This window comes from Burkholderia sp. Cy-637, from assembly GCF_011753175.1.
Lineage (GTDB): Bacteria > Pseudomonadota > Gammaproteobacteria > Burkholderiales > Burkholderiaceae > Burkholderia > Burkholderia gladioli.
The window spans coordinates 40,562-65,348 of the sequence record NZ_VWWC01000020.1 but is presented as its reverse complement, the minus strand read 5'-3'; the positions used below and the strand labels follow the sequence as shown (position 1 = coordinate 65,348).

General features: G+C 68.2%; 25 protein-coding genes and 2 pseudogenes. 18 read left to right on the top strand and 9 right to left on the bottom strand.

What is annotated here, in order from left to right:
• The 4 genes from F3J10_RS08765 to mdcA all read right to left on the bottom strand — a co-directional run.
• The coding region (locus F3J10_RS08765; protein WP_167241896.1) for a biotin-independent malonate decarboxylase subunit gamma at positions 1 to 681 on the bottom strand (681 nt) is incomplete at its 3' end.
• Positions 678 to 1,601, bottom strand: coding sequence for a biotin-independent malonate decarboxylase subunit beta (locus F3J10_RS08760; RefSeq protein WP_167241895.1), 924 nt, complete (start codon positions 1,599 to 1,601; stop codon positions 678 to 680). The genes F3J10_RS08765 and F3J10_RS08760, both read right to left, overlap by 4 nt.
• The gene (gene mdcC / locus F3J10_RS08755) at positions 1,598 to 1,915 is read right to left on the bottom strand and encodes a malonate decarboxylase acyl carrier protein (protein ID WP_167241894.1); all 318 of its coding nucleotides are present in this window, start codon (positions 1,913 to 1,915) and stop codon (positions 1,598 to 1,600) included. Before mdcC ends, F3J10_RS08760 begins: the two co-directional genes overlap by 4 nt.
• A 103-nt stretch (positions 1,916 to 2,018) precedes the next feature.
• On the bottom strand, positions 2,019 to 3,665 hold the full coding sequence (mdcA, locus tag F3J10_RS08750; RefSeq protein WP_167241893.1) for a malonate decarboxylase subunit alpha: 1,647 nt from the start codon (positions 3,663 to 3,665) through the stop codon (positions 2,019 to 2,021).
• Between the two features lie 255 nt (positions 3,666 to 3,920).
• Between mdcA and F3J10_RS08745 the strand changes: the two genes are divergently transcribed.
• From F3J10_RS08745 to F3J10_RS08735, 3 genes are all read left to right on the top strand, one after another.
• Positions 3,921 to 4,769, top strand: coding sequence for a LysR family transcriptional regulator (locus F3J10_RS08745; protein WP_013697338.1), 849 nt, complete (start codon positions 3,921 to 3,923; stop codon positions 4,767 to 4,769).
• A 247-nt stretch (positions 4,770 to 5,016) separates the two neighbouring features.
• On the top strand, positions 5,017 to 5,286 hold the full coding sequence (locus tag F3J10_RS08740; protein WP_167241892.1) for a DUF4148 domain-containing protein: 270 nt from the start codon (positions 5,017 to 5,019) through the stop codon (positions 5,284 to 5,286).
• A gap of 131 nt (positions 5,287 to 5,417) precedes the next feature.
• A complete protein-coding gene (locus F3J10_RS08735) occupies positions 5,418 to 6,212 on the top strand; it encodes a helix-turn-helix transcriptional regulator (RefSeq protein ID WP_025098596.1) in 795 nt (264 codons plus the stop codon).
• 27 nt (positions 6,213 to 6,239) lie between these two features.
• Here F3J10_RS08735 and F3J10_RS08730 read toward each other — a convergent pair whose 3' ends face one another.
• Positions 6,240 to 7,160 carry a 3-hydroxyacyl-CoA dehydrogenase NAD-binding domain-containing protein gene (locus tag F3J10_RS08730; RefSeq protein ID WP_025098597.1) on the bottom strand — a complete coding sequence of 307 codons (921 nt, stop codon included), beginning with the start codon at positions 7,158 to 7,160 and terminating at the stop codon, positions 6,240 to 6,242.
• Positions 7,161 to 7,352: 192 nt separating this feature from the next.
• Positions 7,353 to 9,218: a phosphoenolpyruvate carboxykinase (GTP) gene (locus tag F3J10_RS08725; RefSeq protein ID WP_167233878.1), complete on the bottom strand. Its 1,866-nt coding sequence runs from the start codon at positions 9,216 to 9,218 to the stop codon at positions 7,353 to 7,355.
• Positions 9,219 to 9,879: 661 nt separating this feature from the next.
• Between F3J10_RS08725 and F3J10_RS08720 the strand changes: the two genes are divergently transcribed.
• The 3 genes and pseudogenes from F3J10_RS08720 to F3J10_RS08710 form a co-directional block, all read left to right on the top strand.
• On the top strand, positions 9,880 to 10,356 hold the full coding sequence (locus F3J10_RS08720; RefSeq protein WP_025098599.1) for an Hsp20/alpha crystallin family protein: 477 nt from the start codon (positions 9,880 to 9,882) through the stop codon (positions 10,354 to 10,356).
• A gap of 21 nt (positions 10,357 to 10,377) precedes the next feature.
• On the top strand, positions 10,378 to 10,806 hold the full coding sequence (locus F3J10_RS08715) for an Hsp20/alpha crystallin family protein (protein ID WP_025098600.1): 429 nt from the start codon (positions 10,378 to 10,380) through the stop codon (positions 10,804 to 10,806).
• Between the two features lie 256 nt (positions 10,807 to 11,062).
• A pseudogene (locus F3J10_RS08710) lies at positions 11,063 to 11,764 on the top strand (DUF2242 domain-containing protein); the annotation flags it as partial.
• On the opposite strand, the pseudogene F3J10_RS36620 reads toward F3J10_RS08710, so the two are convergent.
• Positions 11,739 to 12,072, bottom strand: a pseudogene (locus F3J10_RS36620) (DnaA N-terminal domain-containing protein); the annotation flags it as partial. The pseudogenes F3J10_RS08710 and F3J10_RS36620 sit on opposite strands and share 26 nt — an antisense overlap.
• 430 nt (positions 12,073 to 12,502) lie before the next feature.
• Between F3J10_RS36620 and rpmH the strand changes: the two are divergent.
• The 4 genes from rpmH (at position 12,503) to yidC (ending at position 15,136) form a co-directional block, all read left to right on the top strand.
• Positions 12,503 to 12,637 (top strand): 50S ribosomal protein L34, encoded by a 135-nt coding sequence (gene rpmH, locus F3J10_RS08700; RefSeq protein WP_004198824.1) that lies wholly within the window; start codon positions 12,503 to 12,505, stop codon positions 12,635 to 12,637.
• Positions 12,638 to 12,710: 73 nt separating this feature from the next.
• Complete coding sequence (gene rnpA, locus F3J10_RS08695) at positions 12,711 to 13,121, top strand: ribonuclease P protein component (RefSeq protein WP_152554301.1); 411 nt, start codon at positions 12,711 to 12,713, stop codon at positions 13,119 to 13,121.
• 78 nt (positions 13,122 to 13,199) lie between these two features.
• Positions 13,200 to 13,466, top strand: a complete 267-nt coding sequence (gene yidD, locus F3J10_RS08690) for a membrane protein insertion efficiency factor YidD (protein ID WP_081060853.1) — start codon at positions 13,200 to 13,202, stop codon at positions 13,464 to 13,466.
• Positions 13,467 to 13,474: 8 nt separating this feature from the next.
• On the top strand, positions 13,475 to 15,136 hold the full coding sequence (yidC, locus tag F3J10_RS08685) for a membrane protein insertase YidC (RefSeq protein ID WP_167241891.1): 1,662 nt from the start codon (positions 13,475 to 13,477) through the stop codon (positions 15,134 to 15,136).
• A gap of 99 nt (positions 15,137 to 15,235) precedes the next feature.
• Here yidC and F3J10_RS08680 read toward each other — a convergent pair whose 3' ends face one another.
• Positions 15,236 to 15,658 carry a transcriptional regulator gene (locus tag F3J10_RS08680; RefSeq protein ID WP_013699792.1) on the bottom strand — a complete coding sequence of 141 codons (423 nt, stop codon included), beginning with the start codon at positions 15,656 to 15,658 and terminating at the stop codon, positions 15,236 to 15,238.
• A gap of 332 nt (positions 15,659 to 15,990) precedes the next feature.
• Positions 15,991 to 16,410 carry a transcriptional regulator gene (locus tag F3J10_RS08675; protein WP_036039204.1) on the bottom strand — a complete coding sequence of 140 codons (420 nt, stop codon included), beginning with the start codon at positions 16,408 to 16,410 and terminating at the stop codon, positions 15,991 to 15,993.
• A 339-nt stretch (positions 16,411 to 16,749) separates the two neighbouring features.
• Here F3J10_RS08675 and mnmE point away from each other — a divergent pair, with 339 nt between their 5' ends.
• The 8 genes from mnmE (at position 16,750) to F3J10_RS08635 (ending at position 24,756) form a co-directional block, all read left to right on the top strand.
• The gene (gene mnmE, locus F3J10_RS08670; protein WP_167241890.1) at positions 16,750 to 18,156 is read left to right on the top strand and encodes a tRNA uridine-5-carboxymethylaminomethyl(34) synthesis GTPase MnmE; all 1,407 of its coding nucleotides are present in this window, start codon (positions 16,750 to 16,752) and stop codon (positions 18,154 to 18,156) included.
• 217 nt (positions 18,157 to 18,373) lie between these two features.
• Entirely contained in the window at positions 18,374 to 20,050 is a 1,677-nt protein-coding gene (locus F3J10_RS08665; protein WP_167241889.1) for an RNA-binding domain-containing protein, read from the top strand.
• A 164-nt stretch (positions 20,051 to 20,214) separates the two neighbouring features.
• The gene (locus F3J10_RS08660) at positions 20,215 to 20,484 is read left to right on the top strand and encodes a DUF3761 domain-containing protein (protein ID WP_166912289.1); all 270 of its coding nucleotides are present in this window, start codon (positions 20,215 to 20,217) and stop codon (positions 20,482 to 20,484) included.
• 216 nt (positions 20,485 to 20,700) lie between these two features.
• A complete protein-coding gene (locus F3J10_RS08655; RefSeq protein ID WP_167230520.1) occupies positions 20,701 to 21,315 on the top strand; it encodes a sigma-70 family RNA polymerase sigma factor in 615 nt (204 codons plus the stop codon).
• Positions 21,312 to 22,046, top strand: coding sequence for an anti-sigma factor (locus tag F3J10_RS08650; protein WP_166912285.1), 735 nt, complete (start codon positions 21,312 to 21,314; stop codon positions 22,044 to 22,046). The genes F3J10_RS08655 and F3J10_RS08650 overlap by 4 nt, the downstream gene beginning before the upstream one ends.
• Before the next feature lie 183 nt (positions 22,047 to 22,229).
• The gene (locus F3J10_RS08645) at positions 22,230 to 23,048 is read left to right on the top strand and encodes a DUF1295 domain-containing protein (protein ID WP_167241888.1); all 819 of its coding nucleotides are present in this window, start codon (positions 22,230 to 22,232) and stop codon (positions 23,046 to 23,048) included.
• On the top strand, positions 23,045 to 24,145 hold the full coding sequence (locus F3J10_RS08640) for a class I SAM-dependent methyltransferase (protein WP_167241887.1): 1,101 nt from the start codon (positions 23,045 to 23,047) through the stop codon (positions 24,143 to 24,145). Before F3J10_RS08645 ends, F3J10_RS08640 begins: the two co-directional genes overlap by 4 nt.
• On the top strand, positions 24,142 to 24,756 hold the full coding sequence (locus F3J10_RS08635) for a lipocalin family protein (RefSeq protein ID WP_167241886.1): 615 nt from the start codon (positions 24,142 to 24,144) through the stop codon (positions 24,754 to 24,756). Before F3J10_RS08640 ends, F3J10_RS08635 begins: the two co-directional genes overlap by 4 nt.
• The last annotated feature ends 31 nt before the right edge of the window (positions 24,757 to 24,787 follow it).

Here is a 24,787-nt window from a genome sequence, read left to right as displayed (position 1 = left end):
GGCGATCCGCGCCGCGGCCGGGCGGCCGCCGCGTTCGGCGCCGAGCCGGTCGCGACCATCGGCCCGGTCGGCCGGCGCATCGAGCCAGGGCGCCAACTGGGCCCCGAGCGGCTGCGCCGGATCGAGCACGGCGTCGACGGCGCCCGTCTGCGCGAGATTGTCGAGACCGGGCGCGAACACCGCCGTCGATTTCGCCATCTCCTGCAGCACGTCGAGCGGCAGCTTGGTGACGCGCGAGATCGAGGGCAGGTCCATCACGGCCGGCTCGGCGCCGGGCAGCGCGAGCAGCACGCGAGTGGCCAGCGCGGTGGCGATGAAGGCGCCCGCCGCCGTGCCACCGTACAGCAGGCCGATGGTCGGATGGCCGCGCAGGCTCGCCAGCATCAGGCTCTTGGCCAGGTGCGAGAGGCATTCGTTGAGCCCGAGCAGCTCGTCGCGCTTGCTCATGCGCTGGCTGGCGCTGTCGACCAGCACCAGGATCGGCGTGTCGCCGCCGCGCCGCACGATGTCGAGCACGCGCGAGGACAGCCACAGCGCCTCGTCGACGCCCACGAAGGCCCCGCCCGATACGCCGATCACCTCGACCACGCGCCCCGCCAGGCTGGCGCGGCCGGCCAGCAGGCCGTCCTCGCGGATCGCGATCTCGTGTTCGAAGGCGGCCAGGATCTCATCGAGCTTCATCGTGCTTCTCCCTTGACGGCTTGCAGGCGCTCGGCCAGCGCGGCGAAGGATTCGCCCGGCATGGCGGGGATCGCCTCGGCTTCGGCCTCGCTCGCGCCCAGCCGCTGCCAGACCTCGCGCGCGTCGGCGCAGTCGCCGTAGGCGGCAAGGCGCGCCTCGAGCCGCGTCTGCTCGGCGTCGAGCACCTCGAGGTCGAAGGCATGACGGGCCGCGAGCAGGTCGAGCGCGGCCGCGCGGAAGGCCGGCAGCGTGTCCTCGACGAAGCGCTCGGCGCCGCCGATCAGCCGGCGATGCTTGCCGCCCATGGTGCGCCAGACCAGCGCGCGGTCCTTCGAATCGAATTCCTCGACGCCGCGATTGGTCTCGATCACCTCGGGGCCGGACACGCTGATGCGTCCCGGCTCGGACACCGCCAGCGCCGAGCAGCAGGCGGCCAGCAGGCCGCCGCCGCCGTAACAGCCGGCGCGCCCGCCGATCAGCCCGATCACCGGCGTGCCGGCCGCGCGCGCATCGACCAGCGCGCGCATGATCTCGGCGATCGCCAGCTCGCCGGCGTTGGCCTCCTGCAAACGCACGCCTCCGGTATCGAAGGCGATCAGCACCGGCGTGCCCGCCTCGCGCGCGGCGCGCAGCAGGCCGGTCAGCTTGGCGCCGTGGATCTCGCCGAAGGCGCCGCCCATGAAGCGGCCCTCCTGCGCGGCGACCAGCACCTCGCGCCCCTCCAGCCGCGCGCGGCCGACGATCATGCCGTCGTCGAACTGGCGCGGCAGCGCGAACAGCGGCAGGTGCGGGCTCATCTCGCGCTCGGCGGGACCGACGAATTCCACGAAGGAGCCGGCATCCACCAGTCCGTCGATGCGCTGCCGCGCCGAGGCCTCGTACCAGCTCGCGCCGGCCGCCACGGGATCGAAACCGTTCATCGCTGGCCTCCCTCGATGGCGCGCACCGCCTGGGCCAGGCGCAGCGCGACCGTATCGGGCCGCGCGCCGCCGTCGTTGATCGACAGGCGCAGGCCGCCCGGCGAGCGGCGCTCGACGAAGTCGGCGATCACCGCCTGCCAGACCTCGCCGAAGCCGACCGCCGCGGTCTGGATCTCGACCTCGCAGTCGGTGCCGCCGAGCACGCGCTCGACCAGCACCTCCAGGTTGCCGGAGGCGACCACGCCGACCAGCGCCGAGACCGCCTCCCCCGCCGCGCGCTGCCGCGCGGTATGACGATAATTGAGCCGTTCCATTCGATTTCTCCCGCCGGCGCTTCCCGAAGGCCGGCCGAAACGCGCGGCGTGCCGCGCGGCTCGCGGCGACGGCACCCGAAGGCACCCTCGCCGCGCGCTTGCCTCACCAGTTCCGAAACCGCGAGGGCGGCGCGTACAGCCCGCCCGACCAGTGCACCAGGTCCTTCACCGAGCGCGCCGCCAGCAGGCGCCGGTCGGCATCGAGCGGATCGATGCCGAGATCCTCGGGGCGCCGGATCACGCCGCGCTCGCGCAGCCGCTCCACCAGCTTGCGATCGCGCCCGCGGCCGATCTCGGTATAACCGGCCACGCCGCGGATCGCGTGCTCGCGCTCGTCCGCGTCGCGGCACAGCAGCAGGTTCGCGATGCCCTCCTCGGTCACCACGTGGGTGACGTCGTCGCCATAGACCATGATCGGCGCAAGATCGAGCTTGAGCCGGTCGGCCAGGCGCAGCGCGTCGAGCTGCTCGACGAACATCGGCGCGTTCTTCTCGCCGAAGGTCTCGCCGATCTGCACCACCAGCTTGCGGCCGCGCCGCAGCGCCGCCGGCGTGGCCGGATCGGCCTGCTCGCCGGCCTTCAGCCAGGGCTCGCTCGGATGGCGCCGGCCGCGTGCGTCGCTGCCCATGTTGGGCGCGCCGCCGAAGCCGGCGATGCGGCTCTCGGTGACGGTCGAGGAATGGCCGGCCAGGTCGATCTGCAGCGTCGAGCCGATGAACATGTCGCAGGCATAGAGGCCAGCGGTCTGGCAGAACGCGCGGTTCGAGCGTAGCGAGCCGTCGGCGCCGGTGAAGTAGATGTCCGAGCGCGCGCGGATGTAGTCGTCCATGCCGACCTCGGAGCCGAAGCAGTGGATCTGCTCGACCCAGCCCGATTCGATCGCGGGGATCAGCGTGGGATGCGGGTTGAGCGCCCAGTGCGTGCAGACCTGCCTCTTCAGGCCCAGGCGCTCGCCGTAGGAGGGCAGCAAGAGCTCGATGGCCGCGGTGTTGAAGCCGATGCCGTGGTTCAGGCGCTTCACGCCATAGGGCTGGTAGATGCCCTTGATGGCCAGCATCGCGGTGAGGATCTGGGTCTCGGTGATCGCGGCCGGGTCGCGCGTGAACAGCGGCTCGACGAAGAACGGCCGGCCCGCCTCGACCACGAAGTGCACGCGATCGCCGGGGATGTCGACGCGCGGCACGCGATCGACGATGCGGTCGACCTGGGCGATCACGATGCCGTCCTTGAAGGCGGTGGCCTCCACCACGGTGGGCGTGTCCTCGGTGTTCGGGCCGGTGTAGAGATTGCCGTCGGCGTCGGCGCTGACCGCCGCGATCAGCGCGACCTGCGGCGTGAGGTCGATGAAGTAGCGCGCGAACAGCTCGAGATAGGTATGCACCGCGCCCAGCTCGATGCGCCCGCCGAACAGCAGCCTGGCGATGCGCTGCGACTGCGGGCCCGAGTAGGCGTAGTCGAGGCGCCGCGCGATGCCGCGCTCGAACACGTCGAGATGCTCGGGCAGCACGACGCCCGATTGCACCATGTGCAGGTCGTGGATCCTGCCGCTGTCGACTTCCGCGAGCGCGGCGGCCAGCAGGTCGGCCTGCTTCTGGTTGTCCCCTTCCAGGCAGACCCGGTCGCCCGGGCGCAGTACCGCCTCGAGCAGCGCGGTGGCATCCTCGGCCGCCACCCGCTTGCCGCGCGCGAGATGCGCGCCTGCCGCGAGGCGCGCGTCGCGTGCCTGTTGCGCCTGATTCCATGCCGTCATTGCGTCTCTCCTGCGATGCGTATCCGGTCGTGGCGACGATTGTAAGCCGCGCCCCGCGCGCGATTGATGAAGTTGCCGAATGCCACTCAGAGGCCGCGCCGATCGATCTCGCGCCGGCCGCGCCCGTCTTGCCGTAGACTGCCGTGACGGCCCGGCCCGCGCCGGCTTTGCCAGGCCCGCGAGCACCGCTGCCGGCGCGCCCTCGCCGTGCTGGTGCCGGCCCGCCGTCCTTGCCCTGCCCCACTGGATTCCGCCATGCGTCCCTTACCGCCCGAGCTGCTGCGCAGCTTCGTCGCCGTCGCCCAGACCGGCAGCTTCACCGCCGCCTCGGAGCGCGTCAACCTCTCGCAATCGACCGTCAGCCAGCACATCCGGCGGCTGGAGGAACTGCTCGACCGGCCGCTGTTCGAGCGCGACACGCGCAACGTGCGGCTGTCCGCCAACGGCGAGGCGCTGCACCGCTACGCGAGCCGCATCCTGGAGCTGATGGACGAGGCCGTGATGTCGGTCTGCGGGCCGCCGCTGTCGGGCAAGGTGCGGCTCGGCATGTCGGAGGATTTCGCCTCCACCCACCTGGCCGCGGCGCTGGCGAACTTCATCCAGCGCAATCCCGAGGTCGAGCTGGAGATCGCCACCGGCCTGTCGGGCGACCTGTTCGACGCGCTCGACGAGGGGCGCCACGACCTGGTGTTCGCCAAGCGCGTCGCCGGCAGCCGGCGCGGCCGCGTGATCCGCACCGAGCCGCTCTACTGGTGCACCGGCCCCGGCTCGCCGATCACCGGGCGCGAGGCGGTGCTGCCGCTGGCCCTGCATCCCGAGCCCAGCGTGTCGCGCCGGCGCGTGCTGGAGACGCTCGACGCGATCGGCCGGCCCTACCGGATCGCCGTGTCGAGCAGCAGCATCGCGGCGCTGCGCGCGGCCGCGGCGGCCGGGCTGGGCGTGTCGGCCTTCGCCGGCTACGTGATCCCGCAGGGCCTGGCCAAGCTCGACGCCGACCTGCCCGCGCTCGGCGATCTCGAATACGTGATCGACCGGCCGGCTTCCGCCTCGCGCTCGACGCTGGCGCTGGAGGCGACGCTCGCGGCCGCCGCCGCCGAATTCTGAAGCCGGCACGGCGACAGCCTTCACCATCGCGCGTCAGGCATTCGTCAGGCCGCCATCGGCGATTCGTTAGCGATGCTTGACAAGCGGCCGAGCCCTGCCCGGGCCGCCGCAAGCCAACTGACAAGCACGTCATCGTCCGGTCACGGTCCGGGCAGCCTCACGCGGCCAGAATGCGCCGCAACGGCCGTCGCGCACTCCGCGCGCCGGTGCGCACAACGCGCCGCGATGCCGATGAAGGAGCCCCATCATGCGATCCCTGTTCTGCCTGCCGCTGCTGCTGGCCGCCGTTGCGCCCCTGGCGCAGGCCCAGTCGTCCACCGCCGCCACGCCGCCCGAGAAGACCCACGCGCAAGTGGTCGCCGAACTCGTGCAGGCCTACCGCGAGGGCACCATCCCGACCACCGACGGCGACTACCCGCCCAGCGACAGCACCATCGAGCGCAACCGCGCGCGCTTCGAGTCGAAGACGCCGAGCTGGGCCCAGCAGCCGCAAACGCAAACGCAAGCGCAGCAATAAGCGCGGCATCCGTGCGATCCGGGCGGCCCGCCGCCGCCCGGCCGCGACGATTGGCGAAACCGGCGAAACGCCCTAGGATGGGCGTGTTTCGCGCGCGGCACCGTGCCGTGCGCGCCTAGCCGACCGCCGCCATGTCCCCTTTCGCCACGCCCCGATCGGCAGCCGAGCCCGTCGACCACCTGCCCTACGAGAACACGCCGCGCCCGGTCGCCGCGATGGCCGCGCGCTATCCGAACGGCCTGCACATCGCCACGCACCGGCATCGCCGCGCGCAATTGCTCTACGCCATCGAGGGCGTGATGCAGGTGACCTCCGAAACGGGTGCCTGGGTGGTGCCGCCCACGCGCGGCGTCTGGCTCGAGGCCGGACTCGACCACGCGGTGCAGATGAGCGGCGACGTGCAGATGCGCACCGTGTTCGTCGAGCCCTCGGCGGCGCTGGCGCTGCGCGCGCGCACCGGCGTGGTGGACGTGCCGCCGCTGCTGCGCGAGCTGATCGTGGCGGCGATCGACGTGCCGCTCGATTACGCGCCCGGCTCGCGCGACGAGCACCTGATGCAGTTGCTGCTGGCCGAGCTGAACTCGGTGCCGCAACTCCCGCTGCACCTGCCCTGGCCGCGCGATGCTCGGCTGCGCGCGGTCTGCGACGCGCTGCTGGCCTCGCCGCACGACGATCGCACCATCACCGAATGGGCCCGGCAGTTCGGCATGTCGGAAAAAACGCTCTACCGCGGCTTCAGCCGCGAGACCGGCATGACCTTCGGGCGCTGGCGCCAGCAGGCGCGCCTGCTGCTGGCCTTGAAGCGCCTCGCGCACGGCGAGAAGATCCTCAGCGTCGCGCTCGACCACGGCTATCGCAGCCAGAGCGCCTTCACCGCGATGTTCAAGCGGCATTTCGGCGTGGCGCCCTCGGCCTTCTACAACTGAGAGAAGCCGACGCGGCGAGCCGAACGCTCAGGGCAGGAAGCTGCGGCGCCGCGCCTCGATCAGCTCGACCAGCAGGCGATCGCGCTCGGCGCCGAACTCGGCGATCGAGCGCTCGCCCTGGATCTCGCGCAGTTCCTCGACCAGCTTGCGATCGACCGTCTCGTTGAAGGAAGGCGTGCCGAGATCGTCCCACCAGCTCGTGATGGGCCCCGACAGATGGTCGAGGAAATGCGCCATGCCGCCCTCGCCGCCGCCGAGGTGGTAGGTCAACCCCTGCCCCATCAGTCCCCAGCGCAAGCCCGGCCCCCACGACACGGCCTTGTCGGCGTCGGCCACGCTGACCACGCCCTCGCCCACCAGGTGATAGACCTCGCGGAACAGCGCGGCCGCCAGCCGGTTCGCGACATGGCCGGCCATTTCCTTGTTGAGCACGATGGTGACCTTGCCGAGCGCGTCGTAGAAGCGTTTCGCGCGCGCGATGGTCTCGGCCGAGGTGGCCTCGCCGCCGACCAGCTCGACCAGCGGGATCAGGTGCGGCGGATTGAAGGGATGCGCGATCAGGCAGCGCTCGGGATGGCGCTCGCAGGCGGTCTGGATCGCCGACATGGTGAGCCCCGACGAGCTGGAGGCGATCAGCGCCTCGGCCGGCAGCCGCGCATCCATGCGGCGATACAGCTCGCGCTTCACGTCGAGCCGTTCCGGGCCGTTCTCCTGCACGAAATCGACGCCGTCGAGCGCGGCCTCGAGATCGGCCTCGAAGCGCAGCCGCGCCGCGCATTCGCCGAGGCGCGTCTCGCCCATGAAGCGCCGCAGCGCGGCGTTCAACTGCGCTGCCGCCTCGGGTGCCGGGTCGCTCACCACCAGTTCGAAACCCTGGTCGAGATAGAAGGCGGTCCAGCTCGCGCCGATCACGCCCGCGCCGATCACGGCAATGCGTTGGATGTCCATGGGATGCGTGTCTCCGATGTAGTTGAGTCGTCCGGGAAGCCCGGCGACGATTGTCGCATCGATCGGCGCCTGCGCGTCGCGAAGCGCAGGCGAGGCACATCGTTCGTCGCGGAATCCTTGCGCGCGCAACCGATAATGAAAAACGCCACGCGGCTTGCGGCCAGCGTGGCGTTCTTCTCATGAAGCCCGACCTCAGTCGGCCAGGCGCGACTCGAACTTCGCCTTGGTTTCGCTGAGCGCCTGCGGCAGGCGCGCCTTCAGCTTGTCGAACAGCTCGTCATGCAGCGCGAGCTCCTCGCGCCAGGCCTCGCGATCCACCGAGGCGACCTGCTCGTACTGCGCCGGCGTGAAGGCCAGGCCCTGCCAGTGCAGGTCGTGATAACGCGGCGTGACGCCCAGCGCATGCTCGACGCCTTCGCCGCGCCCGTCGAGGCGATCGAGCATCCACTTCAGCACGCGCATGTTCTCGCCAAAGCCGGGCCAGGCGAAGCGGCCGTCGGCATCCTTGCGGAACCAGTTCACGCAGTAGATCTTCGGCAGGCTCGCGCCCGAGGCCTCGAGCTGCTTGCCGAGCGTGAGCCAGTGCGAGAAGTAGTCGCTCATGTTGTAGCCGCAGAACGGCAGCATCGCGAACGGGTCGCGGCGCACGATGCCCTGCTTGCCGGCTGCCGCGGCGGTGGTTTCCGAGCCCATGGTGGCGGCCATGTAGACGCCCTCGGTCCAGTCGCGAGCCTCGGTCACCAGCGGCACCGTGGTCGAGCGGCGCCCGCCGAACACGAAGGCGTCGATCGCCACGCCGGCCGGATTGTCCCAATCGGCGTCGATCGACGGGCATTGCGAGGCCGGCGCCGTGAAGCGCGCGTTCGGATGCGCGGCCTTGCGGCCGGTCTCCTTGCCGATCTCCGGCGTCCAGTCCTGGCCCTGCCAGTCGAGCAGGTGGGCGGGCGGCGTATCGGTCAGGCCTTCCCACCAGACGTCGCCGTCGTCGGTCAGCGCGACATTGGTGAAGATCACGTTCTCGCGCAGCGTGGCCAGCGCGTTGGGATTGGTCTTCTCGCCGGTGCCGGGCGCCACGCCGAAGTAGCCCGCCTCGGGATTGATCGCGTAGAGCCGGCCGTCGGCGCCGGGCTTGAGCCAGGCGATGTCGTCGCCGATGGTGGTGACCTTCCAGCCCTCGAAGCCGGCCGGCGGGATCAGCATCGCGAAGTTGGTCTTGCCGCAGGCCGAGGGGAAGGCCGCCGCGATATGGCGCTTGGTGCCGTCGGGCGCGCTCACGCCGAGGATCAGCATGTGCTCGGCGAGCCAGCCCTCGTCGCGGCCCATGGTCGAGGCGATCCGCAGTGCGAAGCATTTCTTGCCGAGCAGCGCGTTGCCGCCGTAGCCCGAACCGAAGCTCCAGATCTCGCGCGTCTCGGGGAAGTGGACGATGTACTTGGTGTCGTTGCAGGGCCAGCGCACGTCGGCCTCGCCGGCCGCCAGCGGCTGCCCGACGCTGTGCACGCAGGGCACGAAGTGGCCGTCCTCGCCGAGCACCTCGTACACGTCGCGGCCCATGCGCGTCATGATCCGCATGTTGACCGCCACGTAGGGGCTGTCGGACAGCTCCACGCCGATATGCGCGATCGGCGAGCCGAGCGGACCCATCGAGAACGGCACCACGTAGAGCGTGCGGCCGCGCATCGCGCCGCGGAACAGCCCGTCGAGCGTGACGCGCATCTCGGCCGGCGCGATCCAGTGATTGGTCGGGCCCGCGTCCTCGCGCGCTTCGCTGCAGATGAAGGTGCGATCCTCGACGCGCGCGACGTCGGACGGGTCGGACAGCGCGAGGAACGAGTTCGGACGCTTGAGCGGATCGAGCCGGATCATGGTGCCCTGCGCGACCATCTGTTCGCACAGGCGGTCGTATTCCTCCTGCGAGCCGTCGCACCAGACGACGCGTTCGGGTTCGGTCAGCGCGGCGATGCGCGCCACCCAGTCGACGAGGCCGCGGTGCCGGACGTACTCGGGTACGTCGAGCGATACGGAATGCGTAGCCTCGAGCGCATGGCTTCGGGTCATGGAAATCTCCAGGTAGTTGAACAGGAATTCGGTGGGTGGCGCGCGTCCCGGCATGAAGCTTCAGCGTGGACGCGGCGGCGCATGGATGCGGGCGGACCAGGCAAGATGCGGTTCGCGACGAACCGCAGCCGTTGCGCGAGCGCGCGGCACGGGCGTTGCGGGCGGGTTCCGGCGCAATGCGGCGGCGCGGCGGCGGAGATGGCCGCGGCCGGCACCAGAACCTTCTGGCGTATCGAGAGGCGAATCGATCTTGGTCATCGGCATCGCTGGCTTGCCGATGCCGACCTCGTTATAAGAAAGAAGGCCAGCATACCATCGCGCTCCCGCAGTTTGGGACGGCTGGAGGTCGCGATTCGGGATGATCCCGATAGGGATCGCCCTGAAGCGGGGCGCGACCCCGGCGGTTCTCTCGGCGCCGCCCTCCACCCGGGACCTTTTCCTCTCGGACACGACGGCGCGCGCGAAACGAGGCGAGGGGCTCGCGCCCCGGCCATCGATGCGCGTGCAGGCTCGATTGACGATGGCCTCTTGAATTCGCGCGCGGCGTTCCTACCTGTGGAGCCATGAGGCGAGCGCGACCCGCGCCGCCGGTTGACAACGCATCGCACGCCGCGTGTTTCAAACAGGGCCGCGCGTGCCGATCCTCGAGAGGACTCGAACCATGACCACTTATCGTTTCGGTGCCGGCCTGTTCGGCGAATTCGACCGGCTGCAGCGGCAGATGTCGGGCCTGCTGGCCGCGCCCTCGTTCGCGGCGGCCGCGCGCAGCGGGCGCTTCGACAGCTTCCCGCCGATCAACATCGGCGCCTCCGACGAGGCGATCGAGATCGTGGTGGCGGCACCGGGCATGCAGGCCGGCGACTTCGACCTCAGCATCGACAAAGGACTCCTGACGATCACGGGCGAGCGCCGCGAGGCGCAGGCCGGCCCCGCTGCACCGCAGGCCGAAGGCGAGGCGCCGCGTGCGGCCGCTCGCGTGCTGGCCCGCGAGCGCTTCGGCGGACGCTTCCGTCGCGCCGTCGAACTGCCCTCGAATGCCGATGCCAACGACATCCAGGCGCGCTACGAGGATGGTTGCCTGCGCATCCGTATCGCGAAGCGCGCGGCATCGCAGCCGCGTTCGATCCAAGTCCAGTAAACAGCCTCGAGGAATATCGCCATGAACACCACGTCCGAACTGATCGATCGCCCCGCCGTCGCCGACACTGCCGCGCCGGAAACCACGCAAGCCAGCGAGGCACCGCGCCGCGGCCCGGCCGTCACGCCGGCCGTCGACATCGTCGAGGACAGCGAGGGCATCACGCTGTGGGCCGACCTGCCCGGCGTCTCGAAGGCCGGGCTCGACCTGCGCGTGCACGACAACCGCCTGACCATCGACGCCCAGGTGTCGCTGCCGCAGACCGAAGGCCTGCGCGTGCAGCACGCCGAATGGCGCGCGCCGCGCTATCTGCGCAGCTTCGTGGTCAGCCCGCACTTCGATACCGCTCGCATCGAGGCGAACCTGCGCGACGGCCTGCTGACGCTGCGGATCCCGCGCCGCGCCGAAGCGCTGCCGCGCAAGATCGAGGTGGCCACGGGCACGGCCTGAGCCTGGTCCGCCATCGCCGCGCCGTCGCCATCAAGGCGCGGCGCCCGATGCCGGGGCCGCGCCCGCGCCGGGCCGGCCGCTCTCGATCCGCCTCCCGCCTCCCGCCGCCACCGGCGGGATTTTTTTTCATGGCGCCCGGCGGCCCCAACTGCAGGCCGACATCAGGGGAAACTATAATAGCGGCCGGTCACGCAACCGGCAGGGGCCTCGCAGCGCGACGGCCGCGCGGCGGCGGGCCCGCCCCTTACTCGACGCCATGCACAATCGACCCAGCCTGATTTCCCTGACTTGCGCGCTTGCCGCCGGCACCCTGCTGGCGGCTTGCTCGTCCGCGCCCAAGCCGCTGTACACGCAGGAGCAGTTCGACGCATCGAGCAGCCCGTACACGCATACCTTCCACGAGAGTTCGACGGCCACCTGCGAGGCGGCGCGCCGCGCGCTGCTGAGCCAGGGCTACATCACCAACCTGGCGCGGCCCGATACGGTGGACGGCAGCAAGAACTTCCAGCCGAACAACGATACCCACGTGGTGATCGAGTTCCACGTGGTCTGCGTCGACGCCGATGCGGACTCGAGCTCGAGCATCGCCTACGTGAACGCGGTGCAGGACCGCTACACGCTGAAGAAGACCAATACCTCGGCCAGCGTCGGTCTTTCGGTGCTGGGCTCGGTGTCGCTGCCGATCGGCTCGAGCGACGATTCGATGGTGAAGATCGCCAGCGAGACGATTCCCGCCGGCGTGTTCTACGACCGCTTCTTCAAGCTGGTCGATCACTTCCTGAAGGTCGACCCGGCGCGGCACGGCAAGGCCGCCGCCAAGGCCGCCGAGAAGGAGCCGGTGGCGCCGCTGCCGGAGCCGGCCCCGAGCACCGGCACGCCCGGCGACGACGGCTCGGTGAAGCTGAAGACGCCGGCCGTGCCGACCCCGCCCTCGGCACCGATCTCGGGCCTCGCGCCGGTGCCGGTGGCGGCCACCGACGGACGCGGCGCGACCGCGGGCGCGGCGCTGCGCGCGCCGGCCTTCGGGTCGAGCACGAACTGCACGTCGATCGGCGCGTTCCAGAAATCTCGGGCCAGATCGGAGATCCGGCCCGAGAACTGGCTCTTCACCCAGTCGAGCTTGAAGCGGTTGGGGGCGGCAATGGACAAGGTGTGCGCGGCGGCGTCGAAGGCCACCGGCGCCAGCGGTTTTATCCACGTCACGTACTGCTGGGGCGTCAATTCACGCTCCAGCAGGGCGGAACAGTGTTGCCAGAATTCGTTCATTGAGTTGCTGTCGTTCTTGGGTTGCACAGCGGCACGAGGCCGCCCTTGTCGCGGATTGGCAACAAGGCCCGGTGCGGCCGAGCGAGCATGCTCCGGAGGCTGGTGCCACAAGGGTTTGGGGCACAGGACGGGCCGGAGCGGCGTGCGGGATTCCTGGAGATAAGGCGAGATTCTACCGCCAAAAACGCGCGTCGCGGGAGTTATCCACAGGGGTGGGGCGATCGGGCGGGTGGGCACAGGATCGCGGGGGCGGAGGCGGAAATGGGGCCGAGGCAGGGCCTAAAGTATTGACCGTCCACAGAAAAACGGTTTAAATAGCGGGTTCCGCGAAAACCAATCCTAGATTTTCGGCGATTGCGTTCGCCCGGTGGCCTGAAGGATCGGGCACGCGGTCCCTGATTACCGATATTCTCGTCAAAGTGAGAGCAACATGAAACGTACCTACCAACCTTCCGTCACGCGTCGCAAGCGTACCCATGGTTTCCGCGTCCGCATGAAGACGGCGGGTGGCCGCAAGGTCATCAACGCACGTCGTGCGAAGGGTCGCAAGCGCCTGGCCATCTAAGGGCGGGCGATACGCCGTGTGTGCCGTGCGCGGCGATGCGGGCAACGCAGTCGCAGGCCCCGGCATCGATCCGTTGCTGGTGGGCGCGACCTTCCCGAAAGCCGCGCGGCTTCTGAAAACGGATGAGTTCTCATCCGTTTTTCGTTTGCGGCCCTGGCGGCGCAGCGCGCACTTCGTGATCTACGGCAAGCCGACGGGCGGCGACGCGCGTCTGGGCCTGGTGATCGGCAAGAAGTTCGCGCCGCGCGCGGTCACGCGCAACCTGGTGAAGCGCCTCGCCCGCGACGCGTTTCGCCGGCGGCGCGCCGAGTTCGCCGGCTGGGACCTGCTGCTGCGGCTGCATACGCGCTTCGACGCGAAGGCGATGCCGAGCGCGGCTTCCGCGCCGCTCGCCGCGTTGTGCGAGGGCGAGATCCGCGAGCTGCTGGACAAGGCGGCGCGCGAGGTCGTGCGGCGCGGGCCCGCGAAGCCCGCGGCGGACTGAGCTTTCCCCACGAGGTACGGGCCGGATGCATCCCGAGGATATGTCCGGCCACATGGCGGCGCGCAGGCGCCGACTGCTATGCAAACGGTTTTGATCGCGTTGCTGCGTTTCTACAAGGCTGCCGTGAGTCCTTTCCTCGGCAGCCGTTGCCGTTTTTACCCTTCCTGTTCGGATTACGCGCGCGAGGCAATCCAGTATCATGGCGCCGCGCGCGGCACCTACCTGGCCGCCAGGCGCCTGTGCCGCTGCCATCCTTTTTCCGCCGGCGGCATCGATCTGGTACCACCGGCCCGTTCCGGTCCTTGCGCCAGCCACGACGCTGAAGCGCCGTCCCATCGACTCTGAGACAACGCATGGATATCAAACGCACCGTCCTATGGGTGATCTTCTTCATGTCAGCGGTCATGCTGTACGACAACTGGCAGCGTGCCCATGGACGCCAGTCGATGTTCTTCCCGAACGTCACGCAGACCACCGGCGCCTCCTCGACCGATGCGAGCAGCGGCGCCTCGGCGGCCGGCGGCGCGCCGGCGGCCCTGCCGGCCGCCTCGAACACGGCACCCGATTCCACCGCGCCGATCGCCCAGGCGCAGCTGGTGAAGTTCTCGACCGACGTCTATGACGGCGAGATCGACACGCGCGGCGGCACGCTGGCGAAGCTGACGCTGAAGAAGGAAGGCGACGGCAAGCAGCCCGACCTGTTCGTCACGCTGTTCGACCACACCAAGGATCACACCTACCTGGCGCGCACCGGCGTGACGGGCGGCAACTTCCCGAACCACAACGACCTGTACACGCCGGCGGCGGGCAACCCCAGCGCGCTGGCGGCCGGCCAGGACAGCATGAAGCTGTCCTTCGAGTCGCAGGAGAAGGGCGGCGTGAAGGTGGTGAAGACCTATACCTTCACGCGCGGCAGCTACGTGATCGGCGTCGACACCAAGATCGACAACGTCGGCACGGCCCCGGTCACGCCGACCGTCTACATGGAAATCGTGCGCGACAGCACGCCGGTGGAAACGCCGCTGTTCTCGCACACCTTCCTCGGGCCGGCCGTCTACACCGACCAGAAGCACTTCCAGAAGATCACCTTCAGCGACATCGACAAGAACAAGGCGGAATACATCAACTCGGCCGACAACGGCTGGGTGGCGATGGTCCAGCATTACTTCGCGTCGGCCTGGATTCCGCAGCAGGGCGTCAAGCGCGACATCTATGTCGAGAAGATCGACCCGTCGCTGTATCGCGTGGGCGTGAAGGAGCCGGTCAAGACCATCGAGCCGGGCCAGTCGGCCGACGTGTCGGCGCGCCTGTTCGCCGGCCCGGAAGAGGAGCGCGTGCTGGAAGGCATCGCCCCGGGCCTCGACCTGGTGAAGGATTACGGCTGGGTGACGATCATCGCCAAGCCGCTGTTCTGGCTGCTGCAGAAGATCCACGGCTACGTGGGCAACTGGGGCTGGTCGATCGTGCTGCTCACGCTGCTGATCAAGGCCGTGTTCTTCCCGCTGTCGGCGGCGAGCTACAAGTCGATGGCGCGCATGAAGGAAATCACGCCGCGCATGCAGGCGCTGCGCGAACGCTTCAAGAGCGATCCGCAGAAGATGAACGCGGCGCTGATGGAGCTCTACAAGACGGAGAAGGTCAACCCGTTCGGCGGCTGCCTGCCGGTGGTGATCCAGATCCCGGTGTTCATCTCGCTGTACTGGGTGCTGCTGGCCTCGGTGGAAATGCGCGGCGCGCCCTGGATTCTCTGGATCCACGATCTGTCGCAGCGCGATCCGTTCTTCATCCTGCCGGTGCTGATGGCCGGTTCGATGTTCCTGCAGACGCGCCTGAACCCGACGCCGCCGGACCCGGTCCAGGCCAAGATGATGATGTTCATGCCGATCGCGTTCTCGGTGATGTTCTTCTTCTTCCCGGCCGGCCTGGTGTTGTACTACGTGGTCAACAACGTGCTGTCGATCGCGCAGCAGTACTACATCACGCGCACCATCGGCAAGAAGAAGGCGGCCAGCTGATCGAGCTGGAAACGGCCTGAGCTGGATGCATGAAGAAAAACCGCCCGGTCTAGCCGGGCGGTTTTTTTATGCGTGGCGGAAAACGGAAAGTTGCGCGGATCAGTGCTCGGAGGCGTCGCCGTAGAACTGTTCGATCAGCTCCTGCACCAGGTAGCGGTGGTGCGGCGAAAGCGCCTCGATCTTGGTGGCCAGCTCGATCGTCTCCGGCGTGGGCGGGTATGTCTCGTCGCGCGGCAGCGGCTTCGGCGTGTTGCGCGCGGCCACCGAGGGCGGCGGCCCGTAATGCAGCCAGTGCGCGTCGACGCGCAGCCAGCCGGCCAGCGTCTCGAGCTTGTCGGTGGTCGGGATGGTGCGGCCGGTCAGCCATTTGTGCGCCGTCTGCGGCGAGACCGGGTGCTCGCCGTGGTGCCGCAGGTTGAAGTGCAGGGCGAGTTCGGTCGCGCCCGAGACTTTTTCCGGGCTGCGCATCAAGGCGAATTTCAGGCGTTCCGAAAACGCCGTTTTCTCATCTCGGGTCGGCATGCGCCAGATTGTGCAAGCGAGCCTTGGCTATAGCGACAACCGGTCGCGCCATATTTATCTCAAATGAGTGGCGATTTAGCTGATTTCGGATGGGTAATGCGCGCGGCGTTATCTCTAAAATGCCTTGCTGGTTGGGGATGATCGGCATGTGAAGTGCTGCGGCGCTATGAGGTTGGCCCGCGACGATTTAGCGTGTTTAGGAGAATGTGCCGGATCGTGGATAGCCGTCTGAGGGGTTTTGTCTCAAATGCAACTAACGGCCAAGTCCGCGCCGCCCGGGCGAAGTGGGTGAATCCTGTTGATCGCGACATTGCGCCGCGTCGATGCGAAGCTCAGCGCCCCGTCGCGCCGCCGTAGAACTGCTCGATCAGTTCCTGTACCAGGTAACGGTGATGGGATGAGAGCGCTTCGATCTTGCTGGCCAGTTCGATCGTCTCGGCGGTGGGCGGGTAACGTTCGTCGCGCGGCAGGGGATTGGGCGTGCCCGCCGAGTTGCTCGGCGGCGGGCCGTAGTGGAGCCAGTGCAGGTCGACCCGCAGCCATTCGGTGAGCGTGACGAGTTTGTCGACGGTGGGAATGGTGCGGCCCGTCAGCCATTTGTGGGTGGTTTGTGCCGATACCGGCTGCGCGCCGCGATAGCGCAGATTGAAATGCAGCGCCAGTTCCGTGGCTCCCGAGGGCTTCTCCGGACTGCGCTGTAGCGCGAATTTGAGGCGTTCCGAAAACGCCAGTTTTTCGTCGAGGCTGGGCATGCGCCGATTGTGCAATCGGGGTTCGCGTCCGATAACAACCGGCTACGAAAGATTTATCTCATTGAGCGCTGAGAGGTACTGGCCGAAAGGCCAGTCGATGCCCGGTATTATCTCGTAAATAGGCGGTAAGAGCGGATTTCGTGGCTTCGATGCGTGAGACGGCGAATCTCGGTATTAGCGCAATCGAGCTAAAAGAGGATGCCTGCCTGCCACTCACATCCAACGGCTTCATGTCCCGGCCGCGAGCCCGTGGCGCCTGGGCGGCCACGCTACAATGCGGCGTTCCGGCGGCGACCTCATGACGCTGGTCCGAACCTCCTTTCCTGATCCCATATCCCGATGCCAGCTACCGATTCCGATCCGATCGTCGCCATTGCCACTGCTTCCGGCCGCGGCGGGATCGGCGTGGTGCGCGTGTCGTTCGGTCGCGCCGGCGCCGCGGCGGCCGAAGCGCTGATGCGTGCCGTGTGCGGCCAGGTGCTGGCGCCGCGCCACGCGAGCTACGTGCCCTTTCTCGACGCAGCCGGCGCGGCGCTCGATCGCGGCATCGCGCTGTACTTCACCGCGCCGAATTCCTACACGGGCGAGCACGTGGTCGAACTGCAGGGCCACGGCGGCCCGATCGTGCTGCAGCTGGTGCTGCAACGCTGCCTCGACGCCGGGCGCGAGCACGCCTTGCGGCTTGCCGAGCCCGGCGAGTTCACGCGCCGCGCCTTCCTCAACGACAAGCTCGACCTGGCGCAGGCCGAGGCCGTGGCCGACCTGATCGAGGCCAGCACAGAGGCGGCGGTGCGTTCGGCCGGTCGCTCGCTCGACGGGGTGTTCTCGCGCGATATCCACGCGCTGGTCGAGGACGTGATCGGCCTGCGGATGCTGGTGGAGGCGACGCTCGACTTTCCCGAGGAGGAGATCGACTTCCTGGAGGCGGCCGACGCGCGCGGCAAGCTCGCGCGGATCCGCGAGCGGCTCGCGCAGGTGCTCGGCGACGCGCGGCAGGGCGCCTTGCTGCGCGAGGGCATGTCGGTGGTGCTGGCCGGGCAGCCGAACGTTGGCAAGTCCTCGCTGCTCAATGCGCTGGCCGGCGCCGAGCTGGCGATCGTCACGCCGATCGCCGGCACCACGCGCGACAAGGTCGCGCAGACCATCCAGGTCGAGGGCATTCCGCTGCACATCATCGATACCGCCGGCCTGCGCGAGACCGAGGACGAGGTCGAGAAGATCGGCATCGCGCGTACCTGGGGCGAGATCGAGCGCGCCGACGTGGTGCTGCACCTGCTCGACGCGCAGACGGGCCTCGGCGCCGAGGATCGCGCGATCGCCGAGCGTTTCCCGGTCGGTGTGCCAGTGGTGCGTGTGTTCAACAAGACGGACCTGAGCGGCGAGGCGGCCTCGGTGGCGCACCCGGGCAGCGGCGCGGCGGGCGAGGTCGATCTCACCGAGCTGCGCCTGTCGGCCAAGCAGGGCGACGGGATCGACCTGCTGCGCGCCGAGCTGCTGCGCATCGCCGGCTGGCAGGCGGGCGCCGAAAGCGTGTATCTCGCTCGCGAGCGCCACCTGGTGGCGCTGCGCGCGGCGCGGGAGCATCTGGCACAGGCGGCGGATCATGCGGATCAGAATGCGCAGGCGCTCGATCTGTTTGCCGAGGAATTGAGGTTGGCGCAGGAGCAGTTGAATTCGATCACAGGGGAATTCACTTCGGATGATCTGCTGGGGGTGATTTTTAGTCGGTTCTGCATCGGGAAGTAAGCCGGCGCGGTGGGCCGGCCAGAGTTGCGTGGATGCTCGCGAGCTGTTCAGGTGCGCTTTCAGGACGCCTGTCCACCACGACTGATAAATTGACCGCCTGAATTCGAATGAGTAGGTTCACAAAAGAGTAAGGACACAGCAATTGAACCGGTGCTGAAGCAAGGGGAGTCACGGTCGAAGGCTTGATCGAAGTGATGGAGGCAGCAGAGGAGAGAGGATGACGCAACCAGACTTGAGCCAGCGGCTGAGCAGCCTGATCGCCACTTGGGAGAACGAAGTGGCTGAATTCAAGCAGGCTGACAACAACTACAGTACTGACGAGATAGGCAAGTACTTCTCTGCCCTGGCAAACGAAGCCAACCTTCGCCACACCGATGGCGGCTGGCTGGTGTTCGGTGTGAGCAACAAGACTCGCCGCGTGGTGGGCACGGACTATCGCCCTCAATCCGAGCGTCTGCAATCGCTGAAGATGCAGATTGCCGAAAATGCGGAACCTCGCATTACCTTCCGCGAAATCCATGAATTGGCGCACGCCGATGGCCGTGTGCTGATGTTGGAGATCCCTGCAGCACCGCAGGGCATTCCGATTGCCTGGAAAGGCCACTACTACGCTCGTGCCGGCGAAAGCCTGACTTCGCTGGGGCTGGACAAGCTGGATGACATCCGCCGCCAAACCCAAGGGCAAGACTGGACGGCACAGGTAGTGGCTGGCGCTACGCTGGATGATCTGGATGAGACGGCTGTACACAAAGCGCGTGAGTCTTTCGCGCAGAAGTATGCCAACCGTTTCCAATCTGGTGAGGTCGAAGGCTGGTCGGTGCCAACCTTTCTTGATCGCGCTCGCGTCACGCGAAACGGCCAAATCACCCGTACCGCGCTGCTATTGCTCGGCAAGATTGAATCGACCTTCCGCCTCTCTCCCTATCCAGCGCAACTGACCTGGAAGCTGGAAGGCCAGGAGCGGGCCTATGAGCACTTCGGACCACCATTCCTGCTAAGCACGACACGACTCTATCAGCGTATTCGCAACATTCAGCTTCGGTTGCTGCCGCAAGACGAGTTGTTGCCGATTGAAGTCTCCAAGTACGATCAGAAGATCGTGTTGGAAGCCCTACACAATTGCCTTGCCCACCAGGATTACACCCGCAATGGGCGAGTGGTGGTGACGGAATTGCCTGACAGATTGGTGTTCGAGAATGAAGGCAGTTTCTTCGAGGGACAGCCAGACGAGTACATCCAGGGCGACAAGACACCACGCCGGTACCGTAACCCGGCTTTGGCCCAGGCAATGGTCGAATTGAACATGATCGACACCATGGGTTATGGCATCCACTCTATCTATGCGGGGCAGGCGCGGCGCTACTTCCCGTTACCGGACTATGATCTGAGTGACATCGGCGCAGTCAAACTGACGATTTACGGTGGCGTTACCGACCCAGCCTACAGTCGTTTGCTGATCCAGAATACTGATCTACCGCTGGCGGATATCCTTGCGCTGGATCGCGTTCAGAAAAAGTTGCCCATCCCGGACGAAGCCGCTGCTCGTTTGCGACGTAGCAAACTGATTGAAGGGCGTAAGCCCAACTTTCACGTCTCGGCAGCCGTGGCGGAGGCAACAGCAAACAAAGCCGACTACATCCGCACCCGTGCGCAGGACGACGCTTTCTACGCCAAGTTACTGACCGACTACCTAGAGAAGTTTGGCCAGGCCAACCGTGCTGAAATCAACAAACTACTGATGGACAAACTGAGCGATGCCCTGGATGACAAGCAAAAATACAACAAGGTCAGTGGCCTGTTGACCCGGTTGCGCCGCCATGGAGTGATCACCAACACTGGCTCAGACACGGCGCCTTGTTGGCGGCTGACAGAGAGAATTGCAAAGAAAAATTAGAGAGTTGCAGAGAGAAGTTCATTTGAATCATATATAAATCAACGGGTTATCTCTGTTCTCGGATCCGCGGGTTGAGGTTTTTGCAGAGAGAAATGAGAGGTGTGCCGCGGCCCACCCGACCCAGCACCAACCACCACCGGCCAAAGCCGCCGCGGGGGACCCCAATGAAACGATTCCTGCTTGCCGCGCTGCTGGGCGTACTTGTCGCGCCCGCCTTCGCCTACCAGCCCCAGCTAACCCCTGACGAATCCCAGCTTCAGGAGCACGGCCACTACACGAACCGCGACGGCGAGCAGGTTCATTCCCCTGCGCACTCACGCAACGGCGAAGTCCCGGCCGGCGCCACCGCGCGTTGTCGCGACGGCAGCTACAGCTTCAGCCGGCATCGTTCCGGCACCTGCTCGCGCCATGGCGGCGTGGCGCAATGGCAGTAACTGTCGCGCCAGCAGCATCATCCGCCCGGCCCGATTTCCAATCGCCTGCATCCACCGCGGCGCCTGATCCGTATCGAGGAAGACCCAGGACAACGCCCGCCCCCGACGATGGAACCCTCGCATCACCTGACGCTGAGCCAATCGCTGACATGGCGATTCGCGATGGTATATTGCGACAGACCATCCCGCCGGGGTGGCGCTCGCCCTTCTTCGCGAATGAACGAACCGTCCGGTGATGCAGCGCGCCCCGATCCGGTCGACCGCGCCCAAGCGGCGACCGGGCGTACCTCGTCCTCTCCCGAACTCGACAGCCTGCTCGAACAGGTCGCGCAAGGCGACCAGGCCGCCTTCTCCGCGCTGTACCGCGCGGCGGCGCCGCGCGTGTTCGGCGTGATTCTCCGCATGGTCCGCGACAAGGGCGAGGCCGAGGACATCCTCCAGGATGCGTTCATGACCGCCTGGCGACGGGCCGACAGCTTCGACGCCACGCGCGGCGGCGCGCTGACCTGGCTCGTGACGCTCGCCCGCAACCGCGCCATCGACCGGATCCGGCAACATCGCGAGGTGCCGCTCGGCGACGACGAATCCTGGGCCGAACTGGCCGACGAGGCGCCCACGCCGGCCGCCGATGCCGAGGCGAGCCAGGAGCGCCTGCGCCTGGAACGTTGCCTGCAACAGCTCGAAGCCATGCAGCGTGGCGTGGTGCGCGAGGCCTTCTACACCGGCGCGTCCTACAACGAGCTGGCCGAGCGGCGGCAGGTGCCGCTCGGAACCATGAAAAGCTGGATCCGGCGCAGCCTGATCCAGCTCAAGAGCTGCCTCGAGCGATGACCACGCCTCCCGAACTCGACCCCGACCTGCGCTGCGCGGAATACGTGCTCGGCGTGCTCGACGCCGACGAGCGCCGGGCGCTGGAAGCCAGCGTCGAGCGCGATCCGCGCCTGCGCGACACGCTGCTGCGCTGGGAGCGGCGGCTCGCGCCACTGGCCGAGGCGGTGCCGGCCGTGGCACCGCCCGCGCGCGTCTGGCAGCGCATCCAGCGCGACCTCGGCTGGCTGGATGCGCCGTCGGCGCCGCGTGCCGCGCCCGCTCGCGTGGGCTGGTGGAACAACCTGGTGCTGTGGCGCTGGGTCGGGATCGGCGCCAGCGTTGCCGTGGTCGCGCTGCTCGCGGTGGACCTGGGCACGCTGGAAAAGCCGGCCACGCCGGTCGCCTCGGCGCCGTCCTACCTGGTCGCGACCATCGCCCGCGAGGACGGCACGGCGCATTGGACCGCCACCGTCGACCTGCAGCGCGCGCAGATGATCGTCACGCCGGCGGTCAAGCCGAGCATCGCCGCCGATCGCTCGACCGAGCTCTGGTTGATCGCCCCGGGCGCGAAGCCGGTCGCGCTCGGTGTGTTCCCGTCCGATGCGCCGGCCACCATGTCGCTGCCGCCCCAGATCGTGGCGCAGCTCAAGACCCAGGCGGTGCTCGCCGTCTCGGTGGAGCCGACGGGCGGCTCGCCCACCGGCCAGCCGACCGGCCCGGTGATCGCCACCGGCCAGGTTCACACCGCCTGACGCCGCGCGGGGCGGCGCCGGCAGCCCGAGCCGCCGGCCCGCCTTGCTCCTTCCAGCGTTCCCGCCCTCCGCCGCATCACGGCCTGACGCGGCTATCCGCCGATTCGTCGCATTCCCTGCATCCGTTGCGCCCGCTGCTCCGTATCCGCTTCAAGCCGCCATGAAGCCTGCCCCGGAGCCTGCATGTCGTTTATCGCCGCTTTCGTCCTTGTCCTGCTTGCCCTGATCGCCGTCTTCACGGCGGCCTGGGCGGTCCAGCTGCGCACCCGCAATGCGGGGATGATCGACCCGGTCTGGGCGCTGTCGCTGGGCGGCGTCGCCGTGCTCGTCGCCGTCGTGGCGCCGGGCGATGCGTTCAACCGCCTGTTCGTCGCCGTTTGCGGCGGCGCGTGGGGTTGGCGGCTCGGCTGGCATCTCTGGCGCCGCAACCACGGCCAGCCCGAGGACTACCGCTATCGCGCGCTGCGCGAGCGCTGGGGCGCATCGGCGGCATGGCGGATGCTGGCCTTCTTCCTGCTCCAGGCGGTGGTGTCGATCCTGCTGGCGATCGCCTTCTTCGTGCCGGCTTATCAAGCCGATCCGCCTTCGCGGTTCGCGATGGCGCTCGCGCTGGCGATCTGGATCGCCTCGGTGGCAGGCGAAGCCGCCGCCGACCGCCAGCTGCGACGCTTCGTGGCCCGGCCCGATCGACGCGGCCAGGTCTGCGACGTGGGCTGGTGGCGCTACTCGCGCCATCCCAACTATTTCTTCGAATGCCTGCACTGGTGCGCCTATGCCGCCTGGGCGCTGGGACGGCCCTGGGGCTGGGCCACGCTGGCGCCGCCGCTGCTGATGGCCTGGCTGCTGCTCAAGGTATCCGGCATCCCGCTGCTGGAGGAGCACTTGGTGCACAGCCGCGCCGGTTATCGCGAATACCGGCGCCGCACCAGCGCGCTGATCCCCTGGCCGCCGCGCCGGCCATCCACCGCATCTTCCACCGATCCAGGAGAGCCTCGACCATGAGCGCCGTCACCACCGATTCGTCCGCCGTTCCGCGCGCCGAAGCGCCGGACGGTTTCGCCCTGCGCTGCGCCGAGCGCGGCTGGCTGCCCGACGCGGCGATCCGGCTCGGCATGCGCGCGCTGCTGCGCCAGCGCCTGCGCGACGAGCACGCCGGCGACAGCGCCCGCCAGGCGGAAGCCTTCGAGGCCCTGCTGGCCGAGCTGCGCGCCAGCCCGATCGCGATCGAGACGCAGGCGGCAAACGCGCAGCACTACGAGCTGCCGGGCGCCTTCTTCGCGGCGCATCTGGGGCCGTGTCTGAAGTATTCGTGCTGCCATTACCCGACGGGCAGCGAGACGCTCGCCGAAGCCGAGCAGGCGATGCTCGGGCTCTATGCCGAGCGCGCCGGCCTGGCCGACGGCCAGCGCATCCTCGATCTCGGCTGCGGCTGGGGTTCGCTCTCGCTGTGGCTGGCCCGCCGCTATCCGCGCGCCGAGATCGTCGGCCTGTCCAATTCGCATGGGCAGCGCGCCTTCATCGAGCAGCGCGCGGCCGAGTCGGGACTGACGAATCTGCGGATCGTGACCGGCAACGTGGTCGACCACGAATTCGACGCCGGCACCGAGCGCTTCGACCGCGTGCTGTCGATCGAGATGTTCGAGCACATGAAGCACTACGGCCTGCTGCTGGCGAAGATCGCCGGCTGGCTGCACGACGACGGCCGGCTGTTCGTGCATCTGTTCGCGCATCGCTCGCTCGCCTATCACTTCACCGTTCGCGACGGCAGCGACTGGATGTCCCGTTATTTCTTCACGGGCGGCACCATGCCTTCGGCCAACCTGCTGCTGCGTTTCCAGGACGATCTGCGCGTGACGCGCCAATGGTGGCTGGACGGCACGCATTACGCGCGCACCGCCGAGCATTGGCTGGGCTCGCTCGATGCCGCGCACGAGCGCGTCATGCCGGTGCTGGTGGAGGCTTACGGCGCGCAGGCGCCCGTCTGGTTCCAGCGCTGGCGGATGTTCTACATGGCGGTGGCGGAGTTGTTCGGCTATCGCGCCGGGCAGGAATGGGGCGTCGCGCATTACCTGTTCGACAAGCGGGCGGCGCGCCGATGAAGCCGGCCCGCTCGATGTATCGCGCCATTCTGCGTTGCCTTGCGCTGGCGGCGGCGCTCGGCCTGGGCGGATGCTCGGGTGGCCCGCCGAACCCGAACCCGCGCGCGGCGCTGCCGCTGGTCACGGTGCCGGTCGACCTGCCGCGCTACATGGGACGCTGGTACGTGATCGCCAACATTCCCTACTTCGCCGAGCGCGATGTCGTCGCCAGCCGCGCCGAGTGGACGCTGCGTCAGGACGGCCGGATCGACGACGCCTTCGTCGGCCGACGCGGCGGTTTCGACCAGCCGGAAAGCCGCTACCAGTTCCTCGACACGGTGGTGCCCGGCAGCGGCGGCGGTGCGTGGCGCGTGCGGCTGTTCTGGCCGATCCACGTCTCCCAGCTGACGCTCTACGTCGACCCCGACTACCGCTACACGCTGATCGGCTATCCCGGCAAGTCGCTCGGTTGGATCTTCTCGCGCGAGCCGGAGATGGACGAGGCCACCTACCGCTCGCTGCTCGCGCGCTTCGACGCGATGGGCTACGACACCAGCCGCTTCCGCCGCGTGCCGCAACTGCCCGCCCAGCTCGGCCGGCCCGGCTTCGCCTCGCCGCCGGCAAACGAATAGGACGCGAGATGGCGCCGATCTGCATCCGCCG